Origin of the sequence: Flavonifractor sp. An91, assembly GCF_002159225.1 — a bacterium.
Classification (GTDB): Bacteria; Bacillota; Clostridia; order Oscillospirales; family Oscillospiraceae; genus Flavonifractor; species Flavonifractor avicola.
This window is the reverse complement of sequence record NZ_NFHA01000001.1, coordinates 103,004-127,053: the sequence shown is the minus strand read 5'-3', so window position 1 is coordinate 127,053 and position 24,050 is coordinate 103,004. Positions and strand designations below refer to the sequence as shown.

Genomic DNA, 24,050 nt, shown 5'->3' with positions numbered 1-24,050 from the left:
AAGCGGGGGTATTTGTACCCAAATCTTTATTCTGCGTCCTCGGGACGGCCTTGTTTCAATCGAGGAAGGGTTTTCTCCAGGGTCGCCTCTTCCTGGATCACCAGCAGATCTCCAATGAGCTGATTGGACACCAGGAAACCCTTGGGGGTCAGATGCCAGCGGCGGTCGTGGCGCTCCGCCCAACCGTGGCGCTCATAGTCCTCCAGCTTCTGCTCGATGGGGTCGAAGTCCAGGAAGAACTCTCGGCGGTATTCCCACTCCTCAATGCCCCGGGTGGTACGCAGCCGGAGCATGAGGTACTCACTGCCCCGCTCCCGGGCGGGGATCAAGTCGGAGGAGTCGATCACCACGCCTCCCTCCAAAACGCCGGAGATATAGCCCTCCAGGTCCCGGATAAAGGAGTAGCGCCGCCCGCCGAAGTCGGAGTGAGCGCCGGGGCCAAAGCCAATATAGGGATGGCCCATCCAATACTTCAGATTATGGCGGGACTGATAGCCGGAACGGGCGAAGTTGGAGATTTCATACTGGCGGTAGCCCTCTTTTTCCAGCCGTTCCACGGTCCAGAGGTACATATCCGCCTGGGCGTCATCGTCGGGCAGCTTTTCGCCCCGGGAGACCCGGTAGTCCAGAGGGGTACCCGACTCCACCTTCAGGCCGTAGCAGCTCAGGTGCTCCGGCTTGAGGGTGAGAACCTGCTCCACCGTGTCCTGCCAGCTTGCCAGATCCTGACCGGGCAGACCGTAGATCAGGTCCAGACTCAGGTTCTGGAACTTAGCCTGCCGTGCCAGGGTGACAGCCTGAACCGCCTGTTCAAAGGTATGGGGGCGGTGAAGGCTCTGAAGGGCCTGGTCACAGGCGGACTGAACGCCCAGGGAGAGCCGGTTGACCCCAGCCCGACGGAGGGCCTGGAGCATTTTCAGATCCACACTGTCCGGATTGCACTCCACGGTAATTTCCGCGTCCTTAGCCAGATCAAAGCGTTTGCCGATCAACCGCAGCAGCTCCCGCAGCCGCTTTTCTCCATAAAAGCTGGGTGTGCCGCCTCCAAAGTAGACAGTATCGATTTGCCAGCCTCTGGCCTGAGGGGCGGTTTCCTTGAGATGGGCCAGTAAGGCCTTCTGGTAGTCGTCCATCCGTCCCTCTTGCCCGGCCAGAGAGTAGAAGTCGCAATAGTCGCATTTGCTGCGGCAAAAGGGAATGTGGATGTAGATGCCCAGTTTTTCTGCCATAGACGGCGCCTCGCTTCCTGGAAAGGTGCAGTGGTGCTACCCAAGTATCACTTGCTTATCTGACTATTATACATGAAAAAGCTCAATTTGAAAAGCATAGCCTGCCATGCTATACTCAAAAAAGAGAGGAGGGGGACACAATGCCCCAACAGGATGGACGGCGGCTGATACTGACGGTGGCCTCGGCATGGGATGGAGAGAAGATCGACACCTTGCTCCGCCGGGAGCTGGGACTGTCAGGTACTGTGATCAAACGGATCAAATGGTTGGAGGACGGCATCCTGCTGGATGGCGTCCGGGCTATCACCGGCCAGCGGGCAGCGGCGGGACAGGTTCTCTCGGTGCGGGTGGACGATCCGGAGCGGCCTGAGGCTGTGGCCCCCACGCCTGGGCCGGTGGATGTGGTCTATGAGGACCAGGACCTGCTGGTGGTCAACAAGGCCCCCGGTGTACCGGTTCATCCTGGAGCAGGCAACGGCAGAGAGACCCTGTGCAACTATGTAGCTTATTACTACCAGCAGAAGGGAGAACCGGCGGGGGTCCATCCGGTCCATCGGCTGGACAGGGGTACCTCCGGCCTGATGGTGATTGCCAAACACCCGTTGGCCCAGGAGCGGCTGAAGGAGCAGCTCCATACGGCTGCCTTTCGGCGGATCTATCTGGCGGTGTGCGACGGGGTACCGGTGCCGGAACAGGGGAGGGTGGAGGTCCCCATCGGGCGGGTCCCTGGTTCTCTGATCCAGCGTCAGGTGGACCCGGCGGGCCAGCCTGCGGCCACCTGCTACCGGGTAGTAGAACAGACAGGGAACCGGACCCTGGTAGAGCTCATTCTGGAGACGGGCCGCACCCATCAGATCCGGGTCCACATGGCATGGCTGGGCTGTCCTCTCACCGGCGACTTCCTCTACGGCAGGGAGGACAAGGGTCTCATTGCCCGGCCAGCCCTCCACTCATCAGAGCTCTTTCTGACCCATCCCATCACCGGGGCGGCTCTCCACTGGACCGCACCTCTGCCGGATGATATGGCAGTGCTGCTGCGTTAAAAAGGGGCTGCTGCAAAATGCAGCAGCCCCTTTTAGTCCTGTTTCAGCCCAGTTTGCTGAAGAGATTGACCATCTCGATGGCGGACAGGGCGCAGTCGTAGCCCTTGTTGCCTGCCTTGGTGCCGGCACGCTCAATGGCCTGCTCAATGGTGTCGGTGGTGAGCACCCCGAAGAGCACCGGCTTGCCGGTCTGGAGAGAGGCCTGAGCCACGCCCTTGGACACCTCGGCGCACACATAGTCGTAGTGGGAGGTGGAACCACGGATGACAGCGCCCAGGCAGATTACCGCGTCATACTTGCCGCTCTGGGCCAGGTGGAGGGCAGCTACCGGAATCTCAAAGGCACCGGGTACCCAGGCAACGTCAATGTTCTCGGTGGGAATGCCGTGACGTACCAGGCCGTCCTCTGCGCCGGAGAGCAGCTTGCTCACGATAAACTCGTTGAATCGGGACGCCACAATGGCGATGTGCAGGCTTTCGCTGCCGATCAGTTTTCCTTCCAGAATGTTCATGTCAAATACCTCCCTGAATCTTATCGTCGTCGGTCACCTGCTCCAGCAGGTGGCCCATTTTTTCACGTTTGGTCCACAGATAGAAATGGTCGTGTTCCTGGGGCGCGATCTCGATTGGAACGCGTTCGGTGATCTCCAGGCCAAAGCCGGACAGACCGTAGATCTTGTCCGGGTTGTTGGTGAGCAGCCGCAGTTCCTTGATCCCCAGATCCCGGAGAATCTGCGCCCCGATCCAGTACTCCCGCAGGTCGGGGGCGAAGCCCAGTTTGATGTTGGCCTCCACCGTGTCATAGCCCTGCTCCTGGAGGGTGTAGGTTTTCAGCTTGTTGATGAGACCGATGCCCCGGCCCTCCTGCCGCATATAGAGCACCACGCCCCGGCCCTCTTTTTCGATGCGCTCCATGGCAGCGGCCAGCTGCTGGCCGCAGTCGCACCGCTGGGAGCCAAACACGTCGCCGGTAAGGCACTCGGAGTGGACCCGGCACAGCACCCCCATGCCGTCCCCAATATCGCCTTTGACCAGAGCCACATGGCTTTCGCCGGTGAGGTCGTTGGTGTAGCCGTAGATGGTGAAGTCACCGTATTTGGTGGGCATTTTGGCCACCGCCTCCCGGACCACGTGCTTGTCGTGGAGGCGGCAGTAGTCCTGGAGATCCTTGATGGTGATGACCTTGATACCCCAGGCGGCGGCATTTTCCAGCAGCTCGGTGGTGCGCATCATGGTGCCGTCCTCCCGCATGATCTCGCAGCACAGGCCGCACTCGGCAAGGCCTGCGTGGCGGCACAGGTCTACCGTGGCCTCGGTGTGACCGTTGCGGGCCAGCACCCCGCCCCGGCGGGCCACCAGGGGGAACACATGGCCGGGTCGCCGGAACTCCTCCGGCCTGGCGTCGGGAGCGGCGCACCGGCGGCAGGTGAACCCCCGCTCCTCGGCAGAGATGCCGGTGGTAGTGTCCACATGATCGATGGACACGGTAAAGGCGGTCTGATGGTTATCGGTGTTTACCTTTACCATCTGCTCCAGCCCCAGCCGGGCGGCCACAGCCTCCGACATGGGGGTGCAGATCAGGCCCTTGGCATGGACTGCCATAAAGTTTACGTTCTCGGTGGTGGCAAACTGGGCGGCGCAGATCAGATCGCCCTCATTTTCCCGGTCCGGGTCGTCGATGCACATGATGAGGTGTCCGGCCCGCAGCTCCTCCAGGGCCTCCTCAATGGTGGCAAATCCCATGGTATGTATCCTCCTTTAAAATCCGTGTTGAGCCAGAAATTCCATGGTGATGCCGGAGGGCTTGGGTGCCTCCCGGCCCAGCAGTCTGGCCACGTACTTTCCCAAAATATCGGTCTCCAGGTTGACGGTGTCTCCCGCCTTCCGGTCCAGCAGGGTGGTCTGGGCCCCGGTGTGGGGGATGATGGAGACGGAGAAATCCCGGTCAGTGACGGCGGCTACCGTCAGGCTGATGCCGTCAATGGCGATGGAGCCCTTCTCCACAATACCGGAGAGCAGTTCCGGGGCGGCGGAGATGGTGACCCACACCGCATTGCCCTCCCGACGCAGAGAGGTTACGGTGCCGGTACCGTCAATGTGGCCGGTGACGATGTGGCCACCAAAACGTCCATCTGCCGCCATGGCCCGCTCCAGATTGACCTGGGAGCCGGGATGCAGTCCGCCCAACCCAGTGCGCCGGAAGGTTTCCGGCATCACGTCGGCGGTAAAACCAGCGGGGGAGAGGGCGGTTACCGTCAGGCACACCCCGTTTACCGCGATGGAGTCACCCAATTTGGTGCCCTCCAGCACGGTGTGGGCGGCCAATTCCAGACTGCCCGGCCCCACCTTGCGGATGGTACCCAGTTCTTCAATGATTCCTGTGAACATTCTGTATCACCTCGTATTCCAGCAGCAGGTCCTCGCCCATGGGGGTGCAGGTGGGGGAAGAGAGCTGCCAGCAGTCCTCCGGGCGGCCCACTCCCCGGCCCTCCACCGGGCTTTTGGCCTCCGCTCCGCCGAACAGCTTGGGAGCCAGATAACAGTATACTTTCTGTACCAGTCTCTGCCGCAGCATGGACTCATTGAGTCCGCCACCCCCCTCCAGCAGGATGCCGTCAATCTCCCGTTTTCCCAGCTCTGTCATCAGGGCGGGCAGGTCCACTCTGCTGTCGGCGCCGGGCAGGTCCAGTACTGTGATCCCAAGGCCCTCCAGGGCAGCCCGCTTGTCAGGCATGGGGGAGGCACAGGCCACGATGGTGGGCACCTCCTTGGCGGTGCGGACCAGGTTGGAGGTGAGGGGGATGCGTAGCTGGGAGTCGCAGATGATGCGCACCGGATTGCGGCCGCCCTCCATCCGGCAGGTGAGCATGGGGTCGTCCTGGAGCACCGTACCAATACCTGCCAGAATGCCACGGTACTGGTGCCGCAGAGTCTGAACGTGAGCCCGGGCGGTCTCTCCGGTGACCCACTGGGACAGGCCGGTATGGCAGGCGATCTTGCCGTCGGCGGTCATGGCGTATTTCATGGCCACATAGGGAGTCTTGTGGGTGATGTAGTGGAAGAATACCGGGTTCATGGTATCGCACTGGTCCCTCATGAAATCTTCTTCCACGTCTACCCCGGCTTGCCGCAGCAGGGCCGCTCCCTTGCCGTGGACCAGGGGGTTGGGGTCCCGGGAGCCGATGACCACCTTGGCGATGCTCGCATCCAGAATGGCCTGAGTGCAGGGGGGCTGGCGGCCCTGGTGGCAGCAGGGTTCCAGGGTGACATACAGGGTGGCTCCTGTCGGGTCCTCTGTGCAGGCAGCCAGAGCCTCCCGCTCGGCGTGGAGGCCGCCGCAGCGGCGGTGCCAGCCCTGGCCAATGATGCGGCCCTCCTTCACCAGCACCGCCCCGACCAGAGGATTGGGGCTGGTCCATCCGGTACCCTGTTGGGCCAGCTTTATAGCCAGCCCCATATAGTCGGTGTCGTTCATATTCGCTTGTCCCTCCTTTTTCGGGACGAAAAAAGCGCCCCGAAGCAACTTCGGGGCGCTGAGAAAGCATCTACGGGGCGGAATGAAACGGATATAAAGCAGGGGTAAGATTCATTCCCACCGGCGTCTTCTTCCATCCAGACTTTAACTGTCGGTTTTGGAATTGCACCAAATCCTGCGCTTACGCGCTCGCGGACTTTACCGCCGATCGGGAATTTCACCCTGCCCTGAAGACTGCATATGAACTTGTTGGCCTTATCATAGCACTGTGGAAAAGTGTTGTCAACTATTTATCTACGCTGGGGATCTCCGTGGTGTCCACTTCGTCCAGGTGGCTCAGGTAATATTTCGTCTCTTTTGCGATGACTCCGGACAGCAAAAGAACCGCGATCAGGTTGGGGATGGCCATGAGGGCGTTGAGGATATCAGCAATGGTCCACACCAGGTCCAGAGCCAGCACGGGGCCCACCACCACAACGGCTACAAAGAGAATCTTGTAGGGGAGAATGGCCTTCTTGCCCCACAAATACTGGGCGCACCGTTCGCCGTAGTAGGACCAGCCCAGGATGGTGGACCAGGCAAACGTGATGATACCCACCACCAGAATTACCGGTCCCAGTACGGGGATCTGGGAGAAGGCCAGGGTGGTCAGCTTGCCGCCGTCGGTGATGTCGGCCATGTTGATGGCGGGATTTTTCATAATGGTGGATACCAGCACCAGGCCGGTCATGAGGCACACCACCACCGTGTCCCAAAAGGTGCCGGTGGCGGACACCAGGGCCTGACGCACCGGATTGCGGGTCTGGGCCGCGGAGGCCACCAAGGGGGCGGAGCCCATGCCGGACTCGTTGGAGAACAGGCCGCGGGCCACGCCGAAGCGCATGGCGATCATCAGACCCTGACCCACCAGACCGCCGGCCACCGCGCCGGGGGTGAAGGCCAGACGAACAATGGCGCCGATGGCGGGGAGGATGAAGTCGTAATTGAAGCCAAGGATGATGATACAGCCCAGTACATAGAAGGCGGCCATGAAGGGTACCAGTTTTTCACAGACGCTGGCAATGGAGTTGATGCCGCCAATGATAACGATGGCGGTGAGCAGGCCGCCTACAATGCCTACCACGATGGGCGGAATGGGCAGGGGGATGTTGTTCTCAATGACCTCGGCAATGGCGTTAATCTGGGTGCCGCAGCCGATGCCGAAGGAGGCCAGCGCAGCCAGGGCGGCAAAGAGCACGCCCAGCCATTTCAGGCCCAGGCCCCGCTCCAGCGCGTACATGGCGCCGCCCTGCATTTTACCGTCAGGGGTGCGGACCCGGTACTTTACGGCGATGAGGGACTCGGCGTACTTGGTGGCAATACCGAAGATGCCGGCGATCCAGCACCAGAACACCGCGCCGGGGCCGCCCAGGAAAATGGCGGTGCCCACACCGATGATGTTGCCGGTGCCGATGGTGGAGGCCAGAGCGGTTGTGAGGGCCTGAAACTGACTCACGTCTCCGGGGGAGTCGGGGTCACGGGTCACTGACAGGCGAATGCCCGTAAAGGTTTTGCGCTGGATGAAGCCGGTGCGTGCCGTCATAAACAGGTGGGTGCCGAAGAGCAGCACGATCATGGGGATACCCCAGATAAAGTCGTCCAGCCAGTTGATGAAGGATACGATTACATCCATAGAAATCCCTCTTTTCTCTCTCTAATTCTCTCTTATTTGTTCTGTTCCAGCCACTTTTTCAGCTGCTCGGCCATGGCGGAGTTGCCGCTGTCCTTCTGCTGTTCCTGCTGCTGGAGATAGCGGCGCACATCTCCCTTACCGGCGGATTTGGTCTCCCGCCGTTTCTTGAAGTCGCTGAGCCGTTCCCGGTAGCCGCACACGCAGGCGAAGAGCTGCTTGTCTCCCTCGCCCCGCAGCTCCATCTTCTTGTGACAGTTGGGGCAGCGGGCGTTGGTGGTCTGGGTGACCGAGCGGCGGTAGCCGCATTCCCGGTCGGGACACACCAGCATCTTGCCCCGTTTACCCTTGACGCTGAGCAGGAATTTGCCACAGTCAGGGCACTTCTCACGGGTCACATTGTCGTGGGTATAGGTGGCGTCGCTGGCCTTCACTTCGGCCACCAGATGGGAGGCGTAGCCCTTCATTTCGCCCACGAAGGCATCCTCCTTCTCCTTGCCCTGGGCGATGTCTCCCAGCCGCTTTTCCCACTGGGCGGTGAGAGAGGCCGAGCGCAGGTCGGAAGGGGCCAGGCCTACCACTTGGACCCCCTTGGAGGTGGGTACCAACTCCTTGCCCCGGCGCTCGATATAGAAAGCGGAGAACAGCTTTTCAATGATATCTGCCCGGGTGGCGGGGGTGCCCAGGCCGCCGGTTTCCTCCAGAATCTTACTCTGGTCCCGGTCCTGTACCTGAGCGGCAGGGTGCTCCATGGCGGTGAGCAGGGTGGCCTCGGTGTACCGCTTGGGAGGTGCGGTCTTGCCCACATTGGCCCGGACGGACAGCACAGGCAGCTTGTCCCCCTGGCGCAGGTCGGGCAGAGACTGTTCCCGCTCCTCTTCATCCTCGGGCTCCTCCAGGTCGAAGGAACGATCATAGGCCGCCTTCCAGCCCGGCTCCTTCACGATTTTGCCTCGGGCGTGGAAGGTCTCGCCGTCGATGGTCAGCTTGAGGGAGACCTCCTCATACTCGAAGGGGGGCAGCAGCACCGCCAAAAATCGGCGTGCCACCAGGTCGAAGATGTTGCGCTCGGGCCCGGACAGCCGCCACAGGTCCACCTGCTCCTCGGTGGGGATGATGGCATGGTGGTCGCTCACCTTGGCGTTGTTTACCAGATAGCGGGTCTGAAGGGGACGATGGCTCATGATCTGCCGGGCCAGGGGAGCGTATTCGTCGATCATCACGCTGCGCAGCCGCTCAGGCAGGGTGGGTACCACATCGTCGGAGATATAGCGGGAGTCGGTGCGGGGGTAGGTGAGGATCTTGTGGACCTCATAGAGGTTCTGCATGACGGACAGGGTCTCCTTGGCGGAGTAGGCGTACTTTTTGTTCGCATCCCGCTGCAGCTCGGTCAGGTCGTAGGCAGCGGGCGGAGGTGTTTGCTTCCAGGTGCGCTTGATTTCGGTCAGCACAGCGGTCTTTCCAGCCAGTTTATTGACAAGGGAATCTGCTTGCTCCTTGCTGAAAATACGGGCCTGTCCGTTTTTATCACGCCATGTTGCTGTGAAGCCATTTAGCTTCACGGAAACGGTATAAAATTCCTTGGGTTGGAACTTGCGGATCTCCTCCTCACGGTCCACAATGAGGGCCAGGGTGGGGGTCTGGACCCGTCCGGCGGACAGCTGAGCGTTGTACTTGCAGGTGAGAGCCCGGGTGACATTGAGGCCCACCACCCAGTCGGCCACGCTGCGGGCCCGGGCGGAGTGGTACAGGTTGTCGTAGTCGGCGGCGGGGCGCAGGTGGGCAAAGCCCTCCTTGATGGCCTTATCAGTCTGGGAGGAGATCCACAGCCGTTTGGCCGGCTTCTTCCAGCCCGCCTTCTCCATGATCCACCGGGCTACCAATTCTCCCTCACGGCCGGCGTCGGTGGCGATGACCAGATCGCTGACGTCGCCACGGCGCATCTGGGCCTGTACCGCCCGGAACTGCCGCCCGGACTGAGGAATGACCACCGTTTTCATTCTGTCGGGCAGCATGGGCAGAGTAAGCATATCCCACTTGGCCCAAGCCTTGTCATAGTCCTCCGGGGGTGCCAGCTCCACCAGATGGCCCAGGGCCCAGGTGACAATGTAGCGCTCCCCCTCCAGAAAGCCCTCGCCGGACTTTTTGCAGCCCAACATACGGGCCAATTCCCGCGCTACCGAGGGCTTTTCCGCCAATACCAATGTTTTAGCCATATAGATTCTCCTAACCGCCGTTAAACGGCGTTTCTGGGTGGTTTTCAACGGTTGACTTTTGGATACCGCTCTGGTATGTTTAAGCCAGAAGGAATCCCTGTTACTGGTGCGACTGAGAAAGGAGTACAGTATGTTCGGGTTTGCTGGTTTGCAGATCAAGATGAGCCAGACTTTGCCCCCCGAGGACCGGATGAGTTCTGCCGAGCGGGTTTGCCGCAGGCAGGCCAGGGACGCGGAATGGAAGTTCCGGGTCTCCAAGGGATACGAGAAGGATACCTTCTGGAACCGGGTCAAGTTCAATATGACCCACAAAGACTGAGTTTTGATCCAGCCGCGGGCTTTGCCCGCGGCTTTTTTGCATTTAGAGGGAGATGCTCCAGTTACCCAACTGATCCAGAATGGGGATCAGCTGTTTGCAGGGCTCTGTGATGCTGTATTCCACCCGCACCGGTACCTCCAGATACTCTGTCCGGGTGACCAGCTTGTCCTCCTCCAGCTCCCTAAGGGCATTGGCCAGCACAGTGTTGGATACCCCGTCCAGGGTCTTTTTCAGCTGGTTGTACCGGGTGGGGCCATTATTATACAGGGAGCACAGGATCTGCATCTTCCACTTGCCGCCGATAAGGGACAGGGCGTGGTTCAGAGGGCAGGTATCCATGCAGGGACAGTTTTCATGTTCCACAGGTCAGTTCCTCCTTACCTGGTACGAAATTTCTGCGTTCTTGCGTTGGGATAAGATAGGTACTATAATACTACCAGGTTGTAAAAATGAAAAGTATTTTTTAGGAGGAATTTCCATGCCGCCCTATTTGACCGGTCTTGGCATTGGCCTGGCCTATGTGGCCCCCATCGGAATGCAGAACCTGTTCGTCATCAATTCAGCTCTGACTCAGCCCCGGCACAAGGCGCTGCTGACTGCCCTCATCGTGGTATTCTTCGATGTGACCCTGGCGCTGGCCTGCTTCTTTGGCATCGGCGCGCTGATGGAACACTTCACCTGGCTGCAAATGGTCATTCTGCTGGTGGGCGGCGCCATCGTGATTTGGATTGGTATCAGTCTGCTGCGGGATAAGCCCACCATGGACAACAATGTGGACGTAAATATCTCCCTGCCCAAGGTGGCGGCCAAGGCCTGCGTGGTCACCTGGTTCAATCCCCAGGCCATTATCGACGGTACCATGCTGTTCGGCGGCTTCCGGGCGGGCAACCCCGGCGGGGTGAGCACCCAGCTGATTCTGGGTTCCTCCACCGCCTCCTTCCTGTGGTTCTTCGGCATCACGGTGCTGATCTCCCTCTTCTCCGCCCGCTTCAACGACAAGATCCTGCGGGTCATCAACATTGTCTGCGGTATTATTATTATTTTCTACGGCGGCAAGCTGATTTGGCAGTTCTTCCAAATGGTGATGTAAAAAAGTCCCCTCCCAACGGAGGGGACTTTTTCTGTCCAACCGGCGGCAGGAGAATCTGATGCAGCGGCTGGAAATATGAACCGGTCTATGCTATGCTTAATAAAAACAGTAAATCAGCACTCAGGAGGATCGGAAGTCATGACAGATGTGCAGCAGAGGGCAGCGGCGAAGGAGTTTACAGCCTATTGGGCAGGCCGGGGCGACGAGAAGCAGGAGACCCAGCGTTTCTGGATCGACCTGCTTCGGAATGTCTACGGTGTGGCGGAGCCGGAGAAGGCCATTGAGTTTGAGTGTCCTGTGAAGCTGGACCATGTCAGCTTTATTGACGGATATATCAAGGATACCCGTGTCCTCATTGAGCAAAAGGGGGCGGACATCGACCTGCGGCGGGGCTACAAGCAGTCCGATGGCTCCATGCTGACGCCCTATCAGCAGGCCCGCCGTTACGCGGGCTATCTGCCCCACGACAGGAACCCCCGGTGGATCGTGGTGTGCAATTTCCGGGAGTTCCACGTCCACGACATGAACCGCCCTAATGACGAGCCGGAAGTTGTGGCCCTGGCCGACCTGGAGAAGGAATATCACCGCCTGAATTTCCTGGTGGACACCGGGGATGAAAACATCAAAAAGGAGATGGAGATCTCCTTACAGGCCGGTGAGATCGTGGGTGCCCTGTACGATACGCTTTTGAAGCAGTACAAGGACCCGGAATCCCCGGAGACGCTGAAGAGCCTGAACGCCCTGTGCGTCCGGCTGGTGTTCTGCCTGTACGCCGAGGACGCGGAGATTTTCGGGGGCCACGGCAAATTTCACGACTATATGCAGCGCCACCAGAGCGACGCCCGCCGTGCCCTGATGGATCTGTTCCAGGTGCTGGATACCAGGCCGGAGGACCGGGACCCCTATATGGACGATGATCTGGCTTCCTTTCCCTATGTCAACGGCGGGCTGTTTGCCGATGAGCATATTATTATTCCCCGGCTGGACGAGACCATTGTGGAACTGATCCTCCAGCGGGCCAGCGCGGATTTTGACTGGTCCTCCATCAGTCCCACCATCTTCGGCGCTGTGTTTGAGAGCACCCTGAACCCGGAGACCCGGCGCTCCGGCGGGATGCACTATACCAGCATCGAGAATATCCACAAGGTCATTGACCCGCTGTTTCTGGAGGACTTGAAAGGGGAGCTGGCGGAGATTCAGGCTGTGGCGGTGGAGACCACCCGGAAACGCCGCCTGAAGGAGTTCCAGCATAAGCTGGCGGGCCTGAAATTCCTAGACCCGGCCTGTGGCTCGGGCAACTTCCTGACGGAGACCTATATCTCCCTGCGCAAGCTGGAAAACGAGGCCCTGCGGTCCCTCTCCGACCAGATCACCATGGGGGATTTCACCAACCCCATTGAGGTCTCCATCGGCCAGTTCTACGGCATCGAGATCAACGACTTCGCCGTGACCGTGGCCAAGACGGCCCTGTGGATCGCGGAGAGCCAGATGATGAAGGAGACTGAGGACATCATCCATATGTCTTTGGATTTCCTGCCGCTGAAATCCTACGCCAACATCGTGGAGGGCAACGCCCTGCGGATGGATTGGGAGAGCGTGGTGCCCAAGCATGAACTGGATTATATCATGGGCAACCCACCGTTTGTGGGGGCAAGACTGATGAACAATGCCCAGAAAAAAGAAGTTCAAGAGATTTTTGGCAATATTAAAGATGTGCAGGATTTGGACTATGTTACATGTTGGTATAAACTGGCTGCACAACACATTCGAGGAACAGGTATACAGGTTTGTTTTGTCTCTACAAACTCAATCTGTCAAGGCTCGCAGGTTCCTATTTTATGGAGTGTTTTATTTAACAGTTATCAAATCCATATAAATTATGCTTATCAAACATTTAAATGGATTAGCGAGTCATCTACACAGGCAGCGGTTCATTGTATCATTGTAAGTTTTGCTAGTTTTAATCGAAAAGAAAAATGGTTGTTTTCGGACGGTTCGAAAAAGAAAACCGTTTCAAATATCAGTCCATATCTTGTAGAAGGTAACGATATTTTCGTTACAGCAGCTAAAGATTCTCTTTGTGGTATGCCTAAAATGAATTTTGGCAATCAGCCCCGTGATGGTGGATTTTTTGTAATTAAAGAAGATGAGTACCAGCAGATTCTGGGGAAAGAGCCAGATCTTAAAATATGGCTTCATCCATATATTGGTGCAGACGAGTTTATTAAAGGCAAAAAACGCTGGTGTCTGTGGTTAAAACATGCTTCACCGAAAGATATTATGGGGAGTAAAATTCTTGCAGAAAAGGTTGAAGCGGTTCGCCAGTTTCGTCTTTCCTCTAAAGCCAAAACAACAAATGGCTATGCAAAGGTGCCTCAACTGTTTGCGCAGATAACACAGCCGGATGACACGGATTTTTTAATTGTTCCGAGCGTATCCTCTGAGCGTCGAAAATATATTCCAATTGGATTTGCATCTTCAGATATAATTTCATCCAATGCAGTTCAGATCATCCCCAATGCAACTCTATACCACTTTGGAGTGCTAACCTCTAATGTCCATATGGCGTGGATGCGTGCTGTGTGCGGTAGGCTAAAAAGCGATTATAGGTATTCAAAAGAAATTGTTTATAACACATTTCCTTGGCCAAATCCAACGGACGCACAGAAAGCTATAATTGAGCAAACAGCTCAGGGCATCCTTGACGCACGGGCGCAGTATCCTGAGCTGACTTTTGCAGAGATGTATGGTGAGAAAATGTATCTGCTTCCCAAATTGTTAAAAGCCCACCAGCAAAATGACAAGGCTGTTATGCGCGCCTACGGCTTCGATATCAAGACTACCACCGAGACTTCCTGTGTGGCGGAACTGATGCGGATGTATCAGAGATTGACGCAAGAAAAGAACGAAAATTAAGACGTAAAACGAAATCAAAACGCCACTAAATGGAACTAAATAAGCGCAGAGAGGACAGAGGTTTCTGTTGCATTATAAGCGTGAGTCTGATATAATATAGCGTGAAAGGAGGTGCGGAAATGTCTGCATTGGATGGATTCAGAGCTTTTGATTTCTCGGAAGGAGTTCCGTATGCGTCGTTTACGCAGAATGGCATCACTTTCAACAAGTCAGTAACGCTCAAGTTGGGCGAACCAGAATACGCAAAATTTCTTATCAATCCAGAAACAAAACAGGTTGCAGTCCAGGCGTGTAGTTCAGATGACAAAAATGCAACTGTATTTTATCGTCCAAAAGCGTCCGGCGTACTATCTGTAAGATGGAACGCGCGCGATTTATTGAACACACTGGAGCGCGTAATGGGATGGAACCTCAAAGAAAACGGATACCGCGCTGACGGAGTATTGCTTCGTGAGGAACGGGCTATTGTGTTTGACCTTTCCAAAGCTTCCATACTCACCTAATTGGTGTCTCCCGGCAACGCCCGGATGACATATAAAAAGCCTTGACTGAGTTGCAGCTCAGTCAAGGCCCTGTTGAGAAAAGTTCAGACGGCTAAACCGCCCATATACTTTACTCCTGACAAATTAAAGTATATGGTCGTCTCTGCTTTTTTCAAGAGGTTTCAGTGATTTGTCTATAACTTGTTTTTATCAAGTCACTGAAAATCTTTTGGAAAGGAGGACGAGCGTTTGAATAATGACATGAAGTTAGTTCGAACTGAACGGGACGATTCGTCGGTTACTTACGTTTACACGGCATATATCACTACTCGTAGTGGTAGACGGATTTATGCCAAGGCGTATGGCCTGAATGCGTTCCGCATTCCTGTTCAGGCTAGCAAGCAGTAACTAATCTCTAGGGAGGATGTTGGCGGTTTCATCCCCCTCATCGTTGAAAGGAGACCATTCAATGGCAGTACACCATGGTGGCAAAGTAGGAAAAGCCGCTAAAACACTTGCAACCAAGTCATCTACCAGCAAGGCCAAAAGCAAGGCAGGAAAAACTCTTGCAGAGCATAAGGCAAAAGAGCATTAAGCATTCCCAATAAAATACCCACCCTTGATTTCTAAAAAATCAAGGGTGGGTATTTTTCTAGGCCGTAAAAAAACCTAACTTAATGACATTGCTCCGTTCGGAGGGGACTTTTTCATGATTGTTCAAAGGTTCAGGCCTTCACCAGATGGACCAGCACGTCGGTCATCTTGTGCAGGGCGTCCACCGGGATATACTCGTGGACCCCGTGGAAGTTGACGCCGCCGGTACACAGATTGGGGCAGGGAAGACCCATATAGCTGAGCCGGGCGCCGTCGGTACCGCCCCGGATGGGCACCTCCAGGGGCGTGACCCCCACCGCCTCCATGGCGGCCCGGGCCCGATGGATCAGGTACATATGGGGCTCGATCTGCTCCCGCATATTGTAATAGGAATCCTTCAGCTCCAGCTCCACCGTGCCGGCGCCGTATTTGGCGTTCAGATAGTCGGCAATGCGGGTCAGGCAGGCCTTGCGGTCCTCAAACTTGGCCCGGTCGTGGTCCCGGATGATATAGGAGAGGGTGGCGGTGGTCTCGTCGCCGGACATCTCGCACAGGTGGTAGAAGCCCTCGTAGCCCTCGGTGTGGGCAGGGGTCTCTGCGGGAGGCAGCAGATTGACCAGCTCCACGGCCATGAGAATGGCGCTCTTCATCTTGTTTTTGGCCGAGCCGGGGTGGATGTTCACGCCATGAATGGTGATCTGAGCGCTGGCGGCGTTGAAGTTTTCATACTCCAGCTCGCCCAGTTCGCCGCCATCCACGGTATAGGCCACCGCCGCGCCGAAGCCCGCCACGTCGAAGTGGTCGGCACCGCTGCCCACCTCCTCGTCGGGGGTGAAGCCCACGGCAATGCGGCCATGGGGGATCTCGGGGTGGAGGGTGAGATATTCCACAGCGGACATGATCTCCGCCACACCGGCCTTGTCGTCGGCTCCCAGCAGGGTGGTGCCGTCGGTGACGATCAGATCCTGGCCCACATATTTGGACAGGCTCTCAAACTCGGCGGCCTTCATGGTGATCTGCTTTTCCTCGTTGAGGAGGATGTCGCCCCCCTCATAGTGGACAATGCGGGGCTTTACATCGGCGCCGGGGGCGCTGGGGGAGGTGTCCATGTGGGCGATAAGGCCCATGCAGGGGATGCCCTCACAGCCCGGAGTGGCGGGCAGCCAGGCGTAGACGTAGCCGTATTCGTCCATGTGGGCGTTGTGCAGACCCATCTGACTCAGTTCCGCGGCCAGGGTCTCCCCCAGTACCTTCTGCTTTTCGGTGGTGGGAGTGGTCTGGCTGTGTTCGTCCGACTGAGTGTCGTAGGTAACATACTTCAAAAAGCGTTCCGCAGCGTTCATGTTCCGCGTCCTTTCTCCCGGTTTCCGTCCCTTGCTCTTGACGGATACCGGGCAATGGAATAGACTAAACTAAATAGCACCCAATATTATACCATAAGAGGAGCCGGATTTCTATGGTGACGACGCAGGAATTTACCTTCCCCTCCAGCGATGGAGTCCATCTGGTGGGAGCCACCTGGTGGAAAGGGGAGACGGAGCGGCCCAGGGCTATCGTGCAGCTGGTCCACGGAATTTCGGAGTATATCGGCCGGTATGACGATTTTGCCCGGTTTCTGGCAGAGTGCGGCTACTGGGTGGTGGGTCACGACCATCTGGGCCACGGCCGCACGGCGACGGACCCGTCGGAGTACGGCTGGTTTGCCGACAAAGATGGGTGGAAGTATGTGCTGAAGGACACCCGCACCCTGCGGCGGTTGGCAGGGGAGGCCTGCCCGGAGGCTCCCTATTTTATCATGGGTCACTCCATGGGCTCCTTTGTGGTGCGGGGTTATCTCAGTTACTGGCCGGGTACAGTGGACGGGGCCATCCTGTCGGGTACAGGCCAGGAAGCGCCCGCCAAAGTGAACGCGGGGCTGGCCCTCTCCGGCCTGCTTCTGAAAACCAAAGGCCCCAGGGCCCACAGCAAACTGCTGGACAACCTGTCCGTTGGGGCCTACAACAAGCAGTTCAAGCCCACCCGCACCGGGGCGGACTGGATCTCCCGGGATCAGGCGGTGGTGGACGCCTACTGCGCCGACCCCCTGTGCCAGTTCCTGCCCACGGTGAGTATGTTCCACGACATGATGCACGGGCTCAATCTGCTGGCCAGGAAGAGCACGTTGGCCCGGCTGGACCCGAATACGCCGGTATACTTCTTTGCCGGAGACCGGGACCCGGTGGGCCAGCAGGGCAAAGGTGTCAAAAAAGTGGCCCGCTGGTTCAAGGAGGCGGGTGTAAAGGATGTTGCCGTCAAGCTTTACCCGGAGGGCCGCCACGAAATGCTCAATGAGACCAACCACCAGCAGGTCTATGAGGATGTGCTGGCCTGGCTGGAGGGGCATTTAAAGAAGAAAGAGGCATGACAAAAGCGGCCGCGCACAGCGCGGCCGCTTTTCTTTGGGGGATTAGCCCGGAGGCCAGGTCATATCCCGGCCTGCCAGCACATGGAAGTGCAGGTGGTGGACCGACTGGCCCGCCTGCTCTCCGCAGTTGGACACCACCCGGAAGTCGGTGATGCCAAGCTGGGCGGTCACTTTGGAGATGACCTCAAAGATATGGGCCACCACACCGGCGTTGTCGGCGGTGATCTCGCCGCAGGAGCCGATGTGGGCTTTGGGGATCACCAGGAAATGGGTGGGCGCCTGGGGATCGATGTCATAGAAGGCAAAGACCTGATCGTCCTCGTAGACCTTGTTGGACGGGATCTCCCCGGCGGCGATCTTACAGAACAGACAGTCGCTCATAGCAGGACCTCCTCATTTGTCAAGCTGGGTCCAGTATAGCACAGAAGGGAGGGCTTGTCATGCCTGAAAACGAAAAAAGGACCGCCCGACTGGGCAGTCCTTTTTCTATCGGTCAATCACACAGCGCGGGTGACCTTACCCGAACGGAGGCATCTGGTGCACACATAAACGTGCTTGGGCGTGCCGTTGACGATCGCCTTGACGCGCTTCACATTGGGCTTCCAGGGGCGGTTGGTGCGGCGGTGAGAGTGGGACACCTTAATACCGAACACGACACCCTTGTCGCAAAATTCACATTTGGCCATTCACTTATACCTCCTCGCTCGTCAGGATACGCTTACAAAAGCATCGAACGATATGATAGCAGAACTTTCGAAAAAATGCAAGTGCTTTTTTCAAAATGACTGGAATTTTTCTGCAGGGGCCTGTACACAGGTTCTTACCACACCGCTTCTTTTGGCAAATTGCCTTCCCGGTTGCAAATCGGGAGGAGAGAATGGTATAATAATGTCTACTGAATAAACCGCGATGCGGTTTATTCGCGCGGAGGTAGCCGCGCAATTTCATAAAAACAGCTCGAAGTGGCCGTTTTTATGAAATTCAGCCATTGTTACAATGCGTATTTCCGTTGGCGCGTCTCAACGCACCAACGGAAAGTGCGAGGTTTTTTGGACGAGATCGTCCAAAACCCTTGCACTTGAACAAAGCCATTTGGCCTTGAAAACCTTGGTTTTCAAGGTTTGTGGCTTTGTTCAGTACGCATTATAATAAAACAAATCGCTTTGAAATGACCGGCGGGGGACAACCCGCCTTTATAGGAGGAAGAGCTATGGAAAGCTTGTACACCGTCAAACTGGGCGAATTGATCAAAAAGTTTAATCTGGAGGTGCTCCGCGGGGCGGAGGGCTATGAGGACCAGGCTATCTGCACGGAGGACGTGAATCGTCCCGGCCTGCAGCTTACCGGATTTTTTGACTACTTCGATCCCCATCGGCTCCAGGTCATTGGCAAGGTGGAGGATACCTACCTCTCGGGCCTGACACCGGATCAGAGGCGGGAGAGCTTTGAGTTGCTGCTGAGCCAGGATATTCCTGCCCTTATCGTCTCCCGGGGCATTGATCCCTTCCCGGAGTGCATGGAGATGGCGGAGAAATATGACCGGACGGTGCTTCGCAGCCAGGACACCACCAGTGTGCTCATGAGCACCATCATTGCCTCCCTGAAATCCTACCTGGCTCCCCGCATCACCCGCCACGGTGTGCTGGTGGAGGTATATGGCGAGGGCGTGCTGCTGCTGGGCGAGTCCGGCGTGGGCAAGAGTGAGACCGCCATCGAGCTGGTGAAGCGTGGACACCGCCTCATCGCCGACGACGCGGTGGAGATCAAGCAGACTGTCACCGGCGGCCTGATGGGTACTGCGCCCGAGCTCATCCGCCACTATATCGAACTGCGGGGCATCGGCGTCATTGACGTGCGCCGCCTCTTCGGTATGAGCGCTGTTAAAGAAGAGGCGGAGATCGACATGGTCATCAGCCTGGAGCAGTGGAAGGACGGGGCCATGTATGACCGGCTGGGCCTGGAGAACCTGTACACCACCATTCTGGACGTACAGGTGCCCTCCCTCACCATTCCGGTGAAGCCGGGCCGGAATCTGGCGGTCATCATCGAGGTGGCGGCCATGAACAACCGCCACAAGAAGATGGGCTACAACGCCGCTCTGGAGTTCACCAAGCAGATCAACGAGCACTTTGACCAGGCCATGAGCGCCCAGATGAACAAGTAATCCCTCAGATCACGGCCCGCCGCGGCGGACTTCGGAGCCAGAGGCCCCGGAGCAAAGCCCGGCGGGCTTTTTAAAGGATGTGACCGCTCTTGACCTTTTTATCCCTGCCCTTCTTCTGCTTTTTTCCGGTAACAGCGCTGGGCTATTTTCTGCTGCCCCGGAAGGTGCGGAACCTGTGGCTGCTGTTGGCAAGCTGGTTTTTCTATCTGTGTGCCAAGCCGGTCTATCTCACCCTGCTGCTCTTTGTGATCCTCACCTCCTATGTGGCGGGGATCTCCCTAGGAAAGAAGAAAAAGCGGTGGGTGTTGGTGCTCTGCCTGCTGACCGACGTGGTACTGCTTTTCCTATTCAAATATGTCAACTTCGCCCTATCTATGGTGGGAGAAGTTCTTCACGGCATGGGGATTGCCTGGAATGTGCCGGTACTGGACATTGTGCTGCCGGTGGGTATCTCCTTCTACCTCTTCCAGGCCATGGGCTATGTAATCGACGTATGGCGGGGCAAGGCGGAGGCCCAGGGAAATTTCCTGCTCCATGCCCTGTTTCTCTCCTTCTTCCCCCAGGTAGTGTCCGGCCCCATCGGACGGGCGGCAGAGCTCACCCCTCAGTTCCGGCAGCCCCACCCCTTCGACTGGGACAGGTTCCGGCAGGGACTGGTGCGCTTCCTGTGGGGCGCTTTTAAGAAGATGGTGCTGGCCGACCGGCTGGCGGTGCTGGTTAACACCATCTTTGACGCGCCGGAGAGTTTTGGCGCAGTGCAGGTGATGGGAGCGGCGGTGGCCTTTTCCCTTCAGATCTACTGTGACTTTTCCTCTTACACAGACATGGCCCTGGGGGTGGCCCACAGCATGGGCTTCACCCTGCGTGAGAACTTCGATACCCCCTATTTTTCCCGCACCATTGCGGAATTCTGGCGGCGGTGGCATATGTCCCTGACCAGCTGGTTCCGGGACTACCTCTACATCCCCCTGGGCGGCTCCCGACGGGGCGCGGCCAGAAAATATCTGAATGTACTCATCGTCTTTGCAGTCAGCGGCCTGTGGCACGGGGCGGCCATGACCTTTGTAGTGTGGGGCGTGCTCAACGGCCTCTATCAGGTGATGGGGGCGGTTACTGCGCCCCTGCGGGATGGCGGGTACCGGCTGCTCCACATCAGGGAGGACGGTCCCTTCCGGCATGGGGTGCAGATCCTGATCACCTTTCTGCTGGCCACGGTGGCCTGGGTGTTCTTCAAGGCCAGTTCTCTGTCCAATGCCCTGGCGGTTCTGGGCGGGATGCTCCACGGCCCTCTGTGGGTGCGCCAGAGCATGGGCCTGGACCGGTGGGAGCTGCTGGCGGCCGCTGCAGGGCTTCTGCTGCTCTTGCTGGTAGATTTGTTGAGCAAGCGATACAATCTATGGAAGACCTATTTGCAACAGCCCCGGCTGGTACGGTGGTGCATCCTGTGGGTGCTCCTCTTTGGCTGCCTGATCTTCGGCAGCTATGGAGCAGGGTATGACGCTCAGGATTTTATGTATGGATTTAGTTTTTAAGGAGGGGATACACCAATGAAGCGCCTGAACAAGGGGAAAGAGTGCTTCTTTGCCCTCCTCTTCCTGCTGCTGACGGCAGTGATGGTCAATTTTATCTCCGACGTTCTGCGGCCCTCACAGACCATGTACGGAGCCACCTGGAGTGCCTTCCGGGCGGAACCGGAGGACAGCCTGGACGTGATCTATCTGGGCAGCTCCTTTGCCTACTGCGATTTCAACCCCTCGGTGGTGTACGATGCCTCCGGCCTGACGGGGTATGTGATGGGAGGCTCGGAACAGCCTCTGTCCATTACCTATTGGTATTTGAAGGAGATTTTCCAAACCCAGTCTCCCTCCGCCGTGGTGCTGGAGGGTACCTCTCTGTACTTTAAGCAGTACCAGAACTATACCCAGCAGAATGTGAGCCAGATGCCCTTCTCGGTCAACAAACTGGGCGCTATTTTCACAGCGTCTGAGGAGGACCTGCGGACCGGACTGCTCTTTGACCTGTCCCTCTACCACAGCCGGTGGAAGGAGCTGCGGAAAAGCGACCTGAAAAAAGCGGTAATCCCGGTACAGGGGGACCACTACAAGGGCTTTACGCCGGTGGATCAGGTACTGGACGGCGTGGGAGAAACGGTGGTGGAAGGTAACCGCACAGTGTCGGAGGAGGACTACGCCGCCAACCTGGAGTGGCTGGGCAAGATCCTGGCCCTCTGCCGGGAACACGGTGCCCAGCCCATCATTACCTTCAATCCCAGCTATACCCGCTGCACCCAGGAACAGTACGCCCGCAATACGGCAGACATTCTGGCTCTGGATGGGGAGACGCTGGTATACAACTGGTCGGACAGCTTCGAGGAGATGGGGCTGATCCCCACGGAGCATCTCTACGATGGCGGCCACCTGAACCAGGACGGGGCAGCTATTTTCTCCGCCTGGCTGGGCCGATTCCTGACAGACGAGGTGGGGCTGGTCCCCAGAACTCAGACTACGGAAAATACCGCTGCCTGGCAGGAATCTGCCGCCTGGTGGCGGGAGAAAAACCAGAGCTGACTTGAAAAACCTCCGGCTTCGGCCGGAGGTTTTGTCACGTTTGGCTTTGCCCAGGTGTATTCCAGGTGAACGCGTTCCAATCCACAAGGCAAGGAGGGAGGACCATGGAAGGACAGGACAGGGAGGCGCTGGCCCGGCGGCTGGTGGACACTTATTCCGATCAGCTGCTGCGGCTGGCCTACTCGCTGCTGAACAATGTGCCGGACGCACAGGATGTGTGCCAGGAGGCGCTGCTTAAGAGGCTGGACCACGCCCCCATCTTTGAAAGCCGGGAGCACGAGCGGGCCTGGCTGATTCGGGTGACCATCAATCTGTGCAAAAATTTGCGGCGCAGTCCCTGGCGTACCCGGACAGTGGGGCTGGATACGGTGGCCGAACAGGCGGCTTTCCAACCGGAAGAGGGGGGCGTGCTGGAGGAGGTCCAGCAGCTACCTGCCAAGTACCGGGAGGTATTGGTGCTCTATTATTATATGGGCTATGACACCAATGAAATTGCGGATATCCTGGGTATCCGGGCGGATGCGGTACGGGCCCGGATGAGCCGGGCCAGACAGAAGCTGAGACTGGGATTGGAGGTACAGGGCTATGGCAAGCTATCGAGATGAACTGGACCGGCTGAAATTTTCGCCGGAGGAAAAGAATGAACTGACCCGCCGCCTGACGGCGGAGCGTGCGACCACGACGGCGCGGCGGATGCGCCTGCCCTACCGGGTTCTGGTGGCTGCGGCAGCGGCCATCTCCCTGCTGGTGGGGGCGGTAGGCGCGGTATCTCTGGCAGGGGTATCTCCCGCCTTCCGGGAACTGTTTGGTATTACCGATGATGCTCAGGCCCAGCAGCTGGGCGCGGAGCAGTTGAATCTGGTCTTTGAGGATCAAAATGGCTCCGGTGCCTCCATTATCGTCAAAGAGGTGGTCAAGGATCAGGAGCGGGTCTATGTGATGCTGGACTTCACCGCTCCGGCAGGGGTGGTGCTTCCCATACCGGAGGAGACGGCGGACGGCCGGAACTTCTGGCTGGGGGAGGAAGAGGGGGACTGCTCCGCAGCCTTCTATGGAGATGAGGCTTGCACCCAGCGGGTGGACCCCCGCAGCTGGGGCTGGGGGTTCCGGGCAGTGGACGATACGGATACCACCGACCAAGTGATCCCCCTGATGCTCCAGATTACCTGCGATGAGACCCTGCCTGAAGAAGCGACCTGGCTGAAGGTTACCCACCTGTCCAACCTGTGGGCACTGGAAGACGGGAAAGAGACCTGTGTGCTGTCCGGAATGGACTTTACCCTCGCCATTCCGATCGAGACCACGGCGGAGATCTACTCCTTTGAGGGGCGCTGCGGCGTAAATCTGAACGGCGTCACGCTGGCCACGGCGGAAAATCTGACCATCTCACCGGTCAGCGTGGCCATGGATCTGGTGATCCCAGACGGGGCGGCCTACGATGCTGCGTTCGAGGCCCAGGGCCCCTGGCAGGTGTATGTGCTGCTGGAGGACGGTACCCAGGTGTGGACCAAGTTTGAAAAGGGCGGCGGCGTTCAGGATGTGTTCCACGACGACGCGGGGCAGACCTTCTTCCGGGCTGACCACGTCCGCTTTGAGTTGGACTCCCCCATTGATGTGGCCCAGATCAAAGATATCGTCTTTGTAGGCGACAACAGTCTGGCGTATGGGGAGGAAGAGAGTGACGCGGTGATCCACTTCCGCTTCACCCCCCACTATTTCCGTAACGAGACCTACTGGAACCAGGTCAATGAAAGGTGGAAGAACAGCTGAATCCAGGCGAAAAAGAGCTCGGAATGATCCGGGCTCTTTTTCATTTTTTGCTGCGAAAAAATCCTTGCAAAACTGGAAACACTGTGATATTATATTCGGGCATGATTACGCAC

At 57.7% G+C, this 24,050-nt stretch carries 23 protein-coding genes and 1 riboswitch; of the genes, 12 read left to right on the top strand and 11 right to left on the bottom strand.

What is annotated here, in order from left to right:
- Window positions 1-26: 26 nt before the first annotated feature.
- The gene (hemW, locus tag B5G42_RS00605; RefSeq protein WP_087265692.1) at window positions 27-1,229 is read right to left on the bottom strand and encodes a radical SAM family heme chaperone HemW; all 1,203 of its coding nucleotides are present in this window, start codon (window positions 1,227-1,229) and stop codon (window positions 27-29) included.
- Window positions 1,230-1,369: 140 nt separating this feature from the next.
- On the opposite strand from hemW, the gene B5G42_RS00600 reads away from it, so the two are divergent.
- Window positions 1,370-2,272, top strand: a complete 903-nt coding sequence (locus tag B5G42_RS00600; RefSeq protein WP_087265690.1) for an RluA family pseudouridine synthase — start codon at window positions 1,370-1,372, stop codon at window positions 2,270-2,272.
- Between the two features lie 43 nt (window positions 2,273-2,315).
- Here B5G42_RS00600 and ribE read toward each other — a convergent pair whose 3' ends face one another.
- From ribE to B5G42_RS00570, 6 genes are all read right to left on the bottom strand, one after another.
- A complete protein-coding gene (ribE, locus tag B5G42_RS00595; protein WP_087188224.1) occupies window positions 2,316-2,783 on the bottom strand; it encodes a 6,7-dimethyl-8-ribityllumazine synthase in 468 nt (155 codons plus the stop codon).
- Window position 2,784: 1 nt separating this feature from the next.
- Entirely contained in the window at window positions 2,785-4,014 is a 1,230-nt protein-coding gene (locus B5G42_RS00590) for a bifunctional 3,4-dihydroxy-2-butanone-4-phosphate synthase/GTP cyclohydrolase II (protein WP_087265688.1), read from the bottom strand.
- A 15-nt stretch (window positions 4,015-4,029) separates the two neighbouring features.
- The gene (locus B5G42_RS00585; protein ID WP_087265686.1) at window positions 4,030-4,659 is read right to left on the bottom strand and encodes a riboflavin synthase; all 630 of its coding nucleotides are present in this window, start codon (window positions 4,657-4,659) and stop codon (window positions 4,030-4,032) included.
- Entirely contained in the window at window positions 4,640-5,746 is a 1,107-nt protein-coding gene (gene ribD, locus B5G42_RS00580) for a bifunctional diaminohydroxyphosphoribosylaminopyrimidine deaminase/5-amino-6-(5-phosphoribosylamino)uracil reductase RibD (protein ID WP_087265684.1), read from the bottom strand. The genes B5G42_RS00585 and ribD overlap by 20 nt, the downstream gene beginning before the upstream one ends.
- 121 nt (window positions 5,747-5,867) lie before the next feature.
- Window positions 5,868-5,985, bottom strand: a riboswitch (FMN riboswitch).
- Between the two features lie 47 nt (window positions 5,986-6,032).
- Window positions 6,033-7,418, bottom strand: a complete 1,386-nt coding sequence (locus B5G42_RS00575) for an alanine/glycine:cation symporter family protein (RefSeq protein WP_087188228.1) — start codon at window positions 7,416-7,418, stop codon at window positions 6,033-6,035.
- A 32-nt stretch (window positions 7,419-7,450) separates the two neighbouring features.
- Window positions 7,451-9,631: a DNA topoisomerase III gene (locus B5G42_RS00570; RefSeq protein ID WP_087265680.1), complete on the bottom strand. Its 2,181-nt coding sequence runs from the start codon at window positions 9,629-9,631 to the stop codon at window positions 7,451-7,453.
- A 106-nt stretch (window positions 9,632-9,737) separates the two neighbouring features.
- Between B5G42_RS00570 and B5G42_RS00565 the strand changes: the two genes are divergently transcribed.
- Window positions 9,738-9,950, top strand: coding sequence for a hypothetical protein (locus tag B5G42_RS00565; RefSeq protein WP_242955375.1), 213 nt, complete (start codon window positions 9,738-9,740; stop codon window positions 9,948-9,950).
- A 42-nt stretch (window positions 9,951-9,992) separates the two neighbouring features.
- On the opposite strand, the gene B5G42_RS00560 is transcribed toward B5G42_RS00565, so the two are convergent.
- Window positions 9,993-10,313: a winged helix-turn-helix transcriptional regulator gene (locus tag B5G42_RS00560; RefSeq protein WP_343212783.1), complete on the bottom strand. Its 321-nt coding sequence runs from the start codon at window positions 10,311-10,313 to the stop codon at window positions 9,993-9,995.
- A 115-nt stretch (window positions 10,314-10,428) separates the two neighbouring features.
- On the opposite strand from B5G42_RS00560, the gene B5G42_RS00555 reads away from it, so the two are divergent.
- The 4 genes from B5G42_RS00555 (at window position 10,429) to B5G42_RS18810 (ending at window position 15,033) form a co-directional block, all read left to right on the top strand.
- Window positions 10,429-11,040 (top strand): LysE/ArgO family amino acid transporter, encoded by a 612-nt coding sequence (locus B5G42_RS00555; protein WP_087265678.1) that lies wholly within the window; start codon window positions 10,429-10,431, stop codon window positions 11,038-11,040.
- Between the two features lie 75 nt (window positions 11,041-11,115).
- Window positions 11,116-13,956, top strand: coding sequence for a DNA methyltransferase (locus tag B5G42_RS00550; RefSeq protein WP_343286675.1), 2,841 nt, complete (start codon window positions 11,116-11,118; stop codon window positions 13,954-13,956).
- Window positions 13,957-14,075: 119 nt separating this feature from the next.
- Complete coding sequence (locus B5G42_RS00545; RefSeq protein WP_087265674.1) at window positions 14,076-14,459, top strand: hypothetical protein; 384 nt, start codon at window positions 14,076-14,078, stop codon at window positions 14,457-14,459.
- A gap of 448 nt (window positions 14,460-14,907) precedes the next feature.
- On the top strand, window positions 14,908-15,033 hold the full coding sequence (locus B5G42_RS18810; RefSeq protein WP_275532422.1) for a hypothetical protein: 126 nt from the start codon (window positions 14,908-14,910) through the stop codon (window positions 15,031-15,033).
- 130 nt (window positions 15,034-15,163) lie between these two features.
- Here B5G42_RS18810 and pepT read toward each other — a convergent pair whose 3' ends face one another.
- On the bottom strand, window positions 15,164-16,375 hold the full coding sequence (gene pepT / locus B5G42_RS00540; protein ID WP_087265672.1) for a peptidase T: 1,212 nt from the start codon (window positions 16,373-16,375) through the stop codon (window positions 15,164-15,166).
- 113 nt (window positions 16,376-16,488) lie between these two features.
- Between pepT and B5G42_RS00535 the strand changes: the two genes are divergently transcribed.
- Window positions 16,489-17,436, top strand: coding sequence for an alpha/beta fold hydrolase (locus B5G42_RS00535; RefSeq protein WP_087188234.1), 948 nt, complete (start codon window positions 16,489-16,491; stop codon window positions 17,434-17,436).
- A 42-nt stretch (window positions 17,437-17,478) separates the two neighbouring features.
- On the opposite strand, the gene B5G42_RS00530 is transcribed toward B5G42_RS00535, so the two are convergent.
- Window positions 17,479-17,817 (bottom strand): histidine triad nucleotide-binding protein, encoded by a 339-nt coding sequence (locus B5G42_RS00530; protein WP_087188235.1) that lies wholly within the window; start codon window positions 17,815-17,817, stop codon window positions 17,479-17,481.
- 116 nt (window positions 17,818-17,933) lie between these two features.
- Window positions 17,934-18,122 (bottom strand): 50S ribosomal protein L28, encoded by a 189-nt coding sequence (rpmB, locus tag B5G42_RS00525; RefSeq protein ID WP_087188236.1) that lies wholly within the window; start codon window positions 18,120-18,122, stop codon window positions 17,934-17,936.
- A 524-nt stretch (window positions 18,123-18,646) separates the two neighbouring features.
- On the opposite strand from rpmB, the gene hprK reads away from it, so the two are divergent.
- The 5 genes from hprK (at window position 18,647) to B5G42_RS00500 (ending at window position 23,937) form a co-directional block, all read left to right on the top strand.
- The gene (hprK, locus tag B5G42_RS00520; RefSeq protein ID WP_087188237.1) at window positions 18,647-19,600 is read left to right on the top strand and encodes an HPr(Ser) kinase/phosphatase; all 954 of its coding nucleotides are present in this window, start codon (window positions 18,647-18,649) and stop codon (window positions 19,598-19,600) included.
- An 89-nt stretch (window positions 19,601-19,689) separates the two neighbouring features.
- Window positions 19,690-21,132, top strand: a complete 1,443-nt coding sequence (locus B5G42_RS00515; protein ID WP_087265669.1) for an MBOAT family O-acyltransferase — start codon at window positions 19,690-19,692, stop codon at window positions 21,130-21,132.
- Window positions 21,133-21,147: 15 nt separating this feature from the next.
- Window positions 21,148-22,167 (top strand): SGNH/GDSL hydrolase family protein, encoded by a 1,020-nt coding sequence (locus tag B5G42_RS00510; RefSeq protein WP_087265667.1) that lies wholly within the window; start codon window positions 21,148-21,150, stop codon window positions 22,165-22,167.
- A 104-nt stretch (window positions 22,168-22,271) separates the two neighbouring features.
- Window positions 22,272-22,772: an RNA polymerase sigma factor gene (locus B5G42_RS00505; protein WP_087265664.1), complete on the top strand. Its 501-nt coding sequence runs from the start codon at window positions 22,272-22,274 to the stop codon at window positions 22,770-22,772.
- On the top strand, window positions 22,753-23,937 hold the full coding sequence (locus B5G42_RS00500) for a DUF4179 domain-containing protein (RefSeq protein ID WP_087265662.1): 1,185 nt from the start codon (window positions 22,753-22,755) through the stop codon (window positions 23,935-23,937). Before B5G42_RS00505 ends, B5G42_RS00500 begins: the two co-directional genes overlap by 20 nt.
- Window positions 23,938-24,050 lie beyond the last annotated feature (113 nt).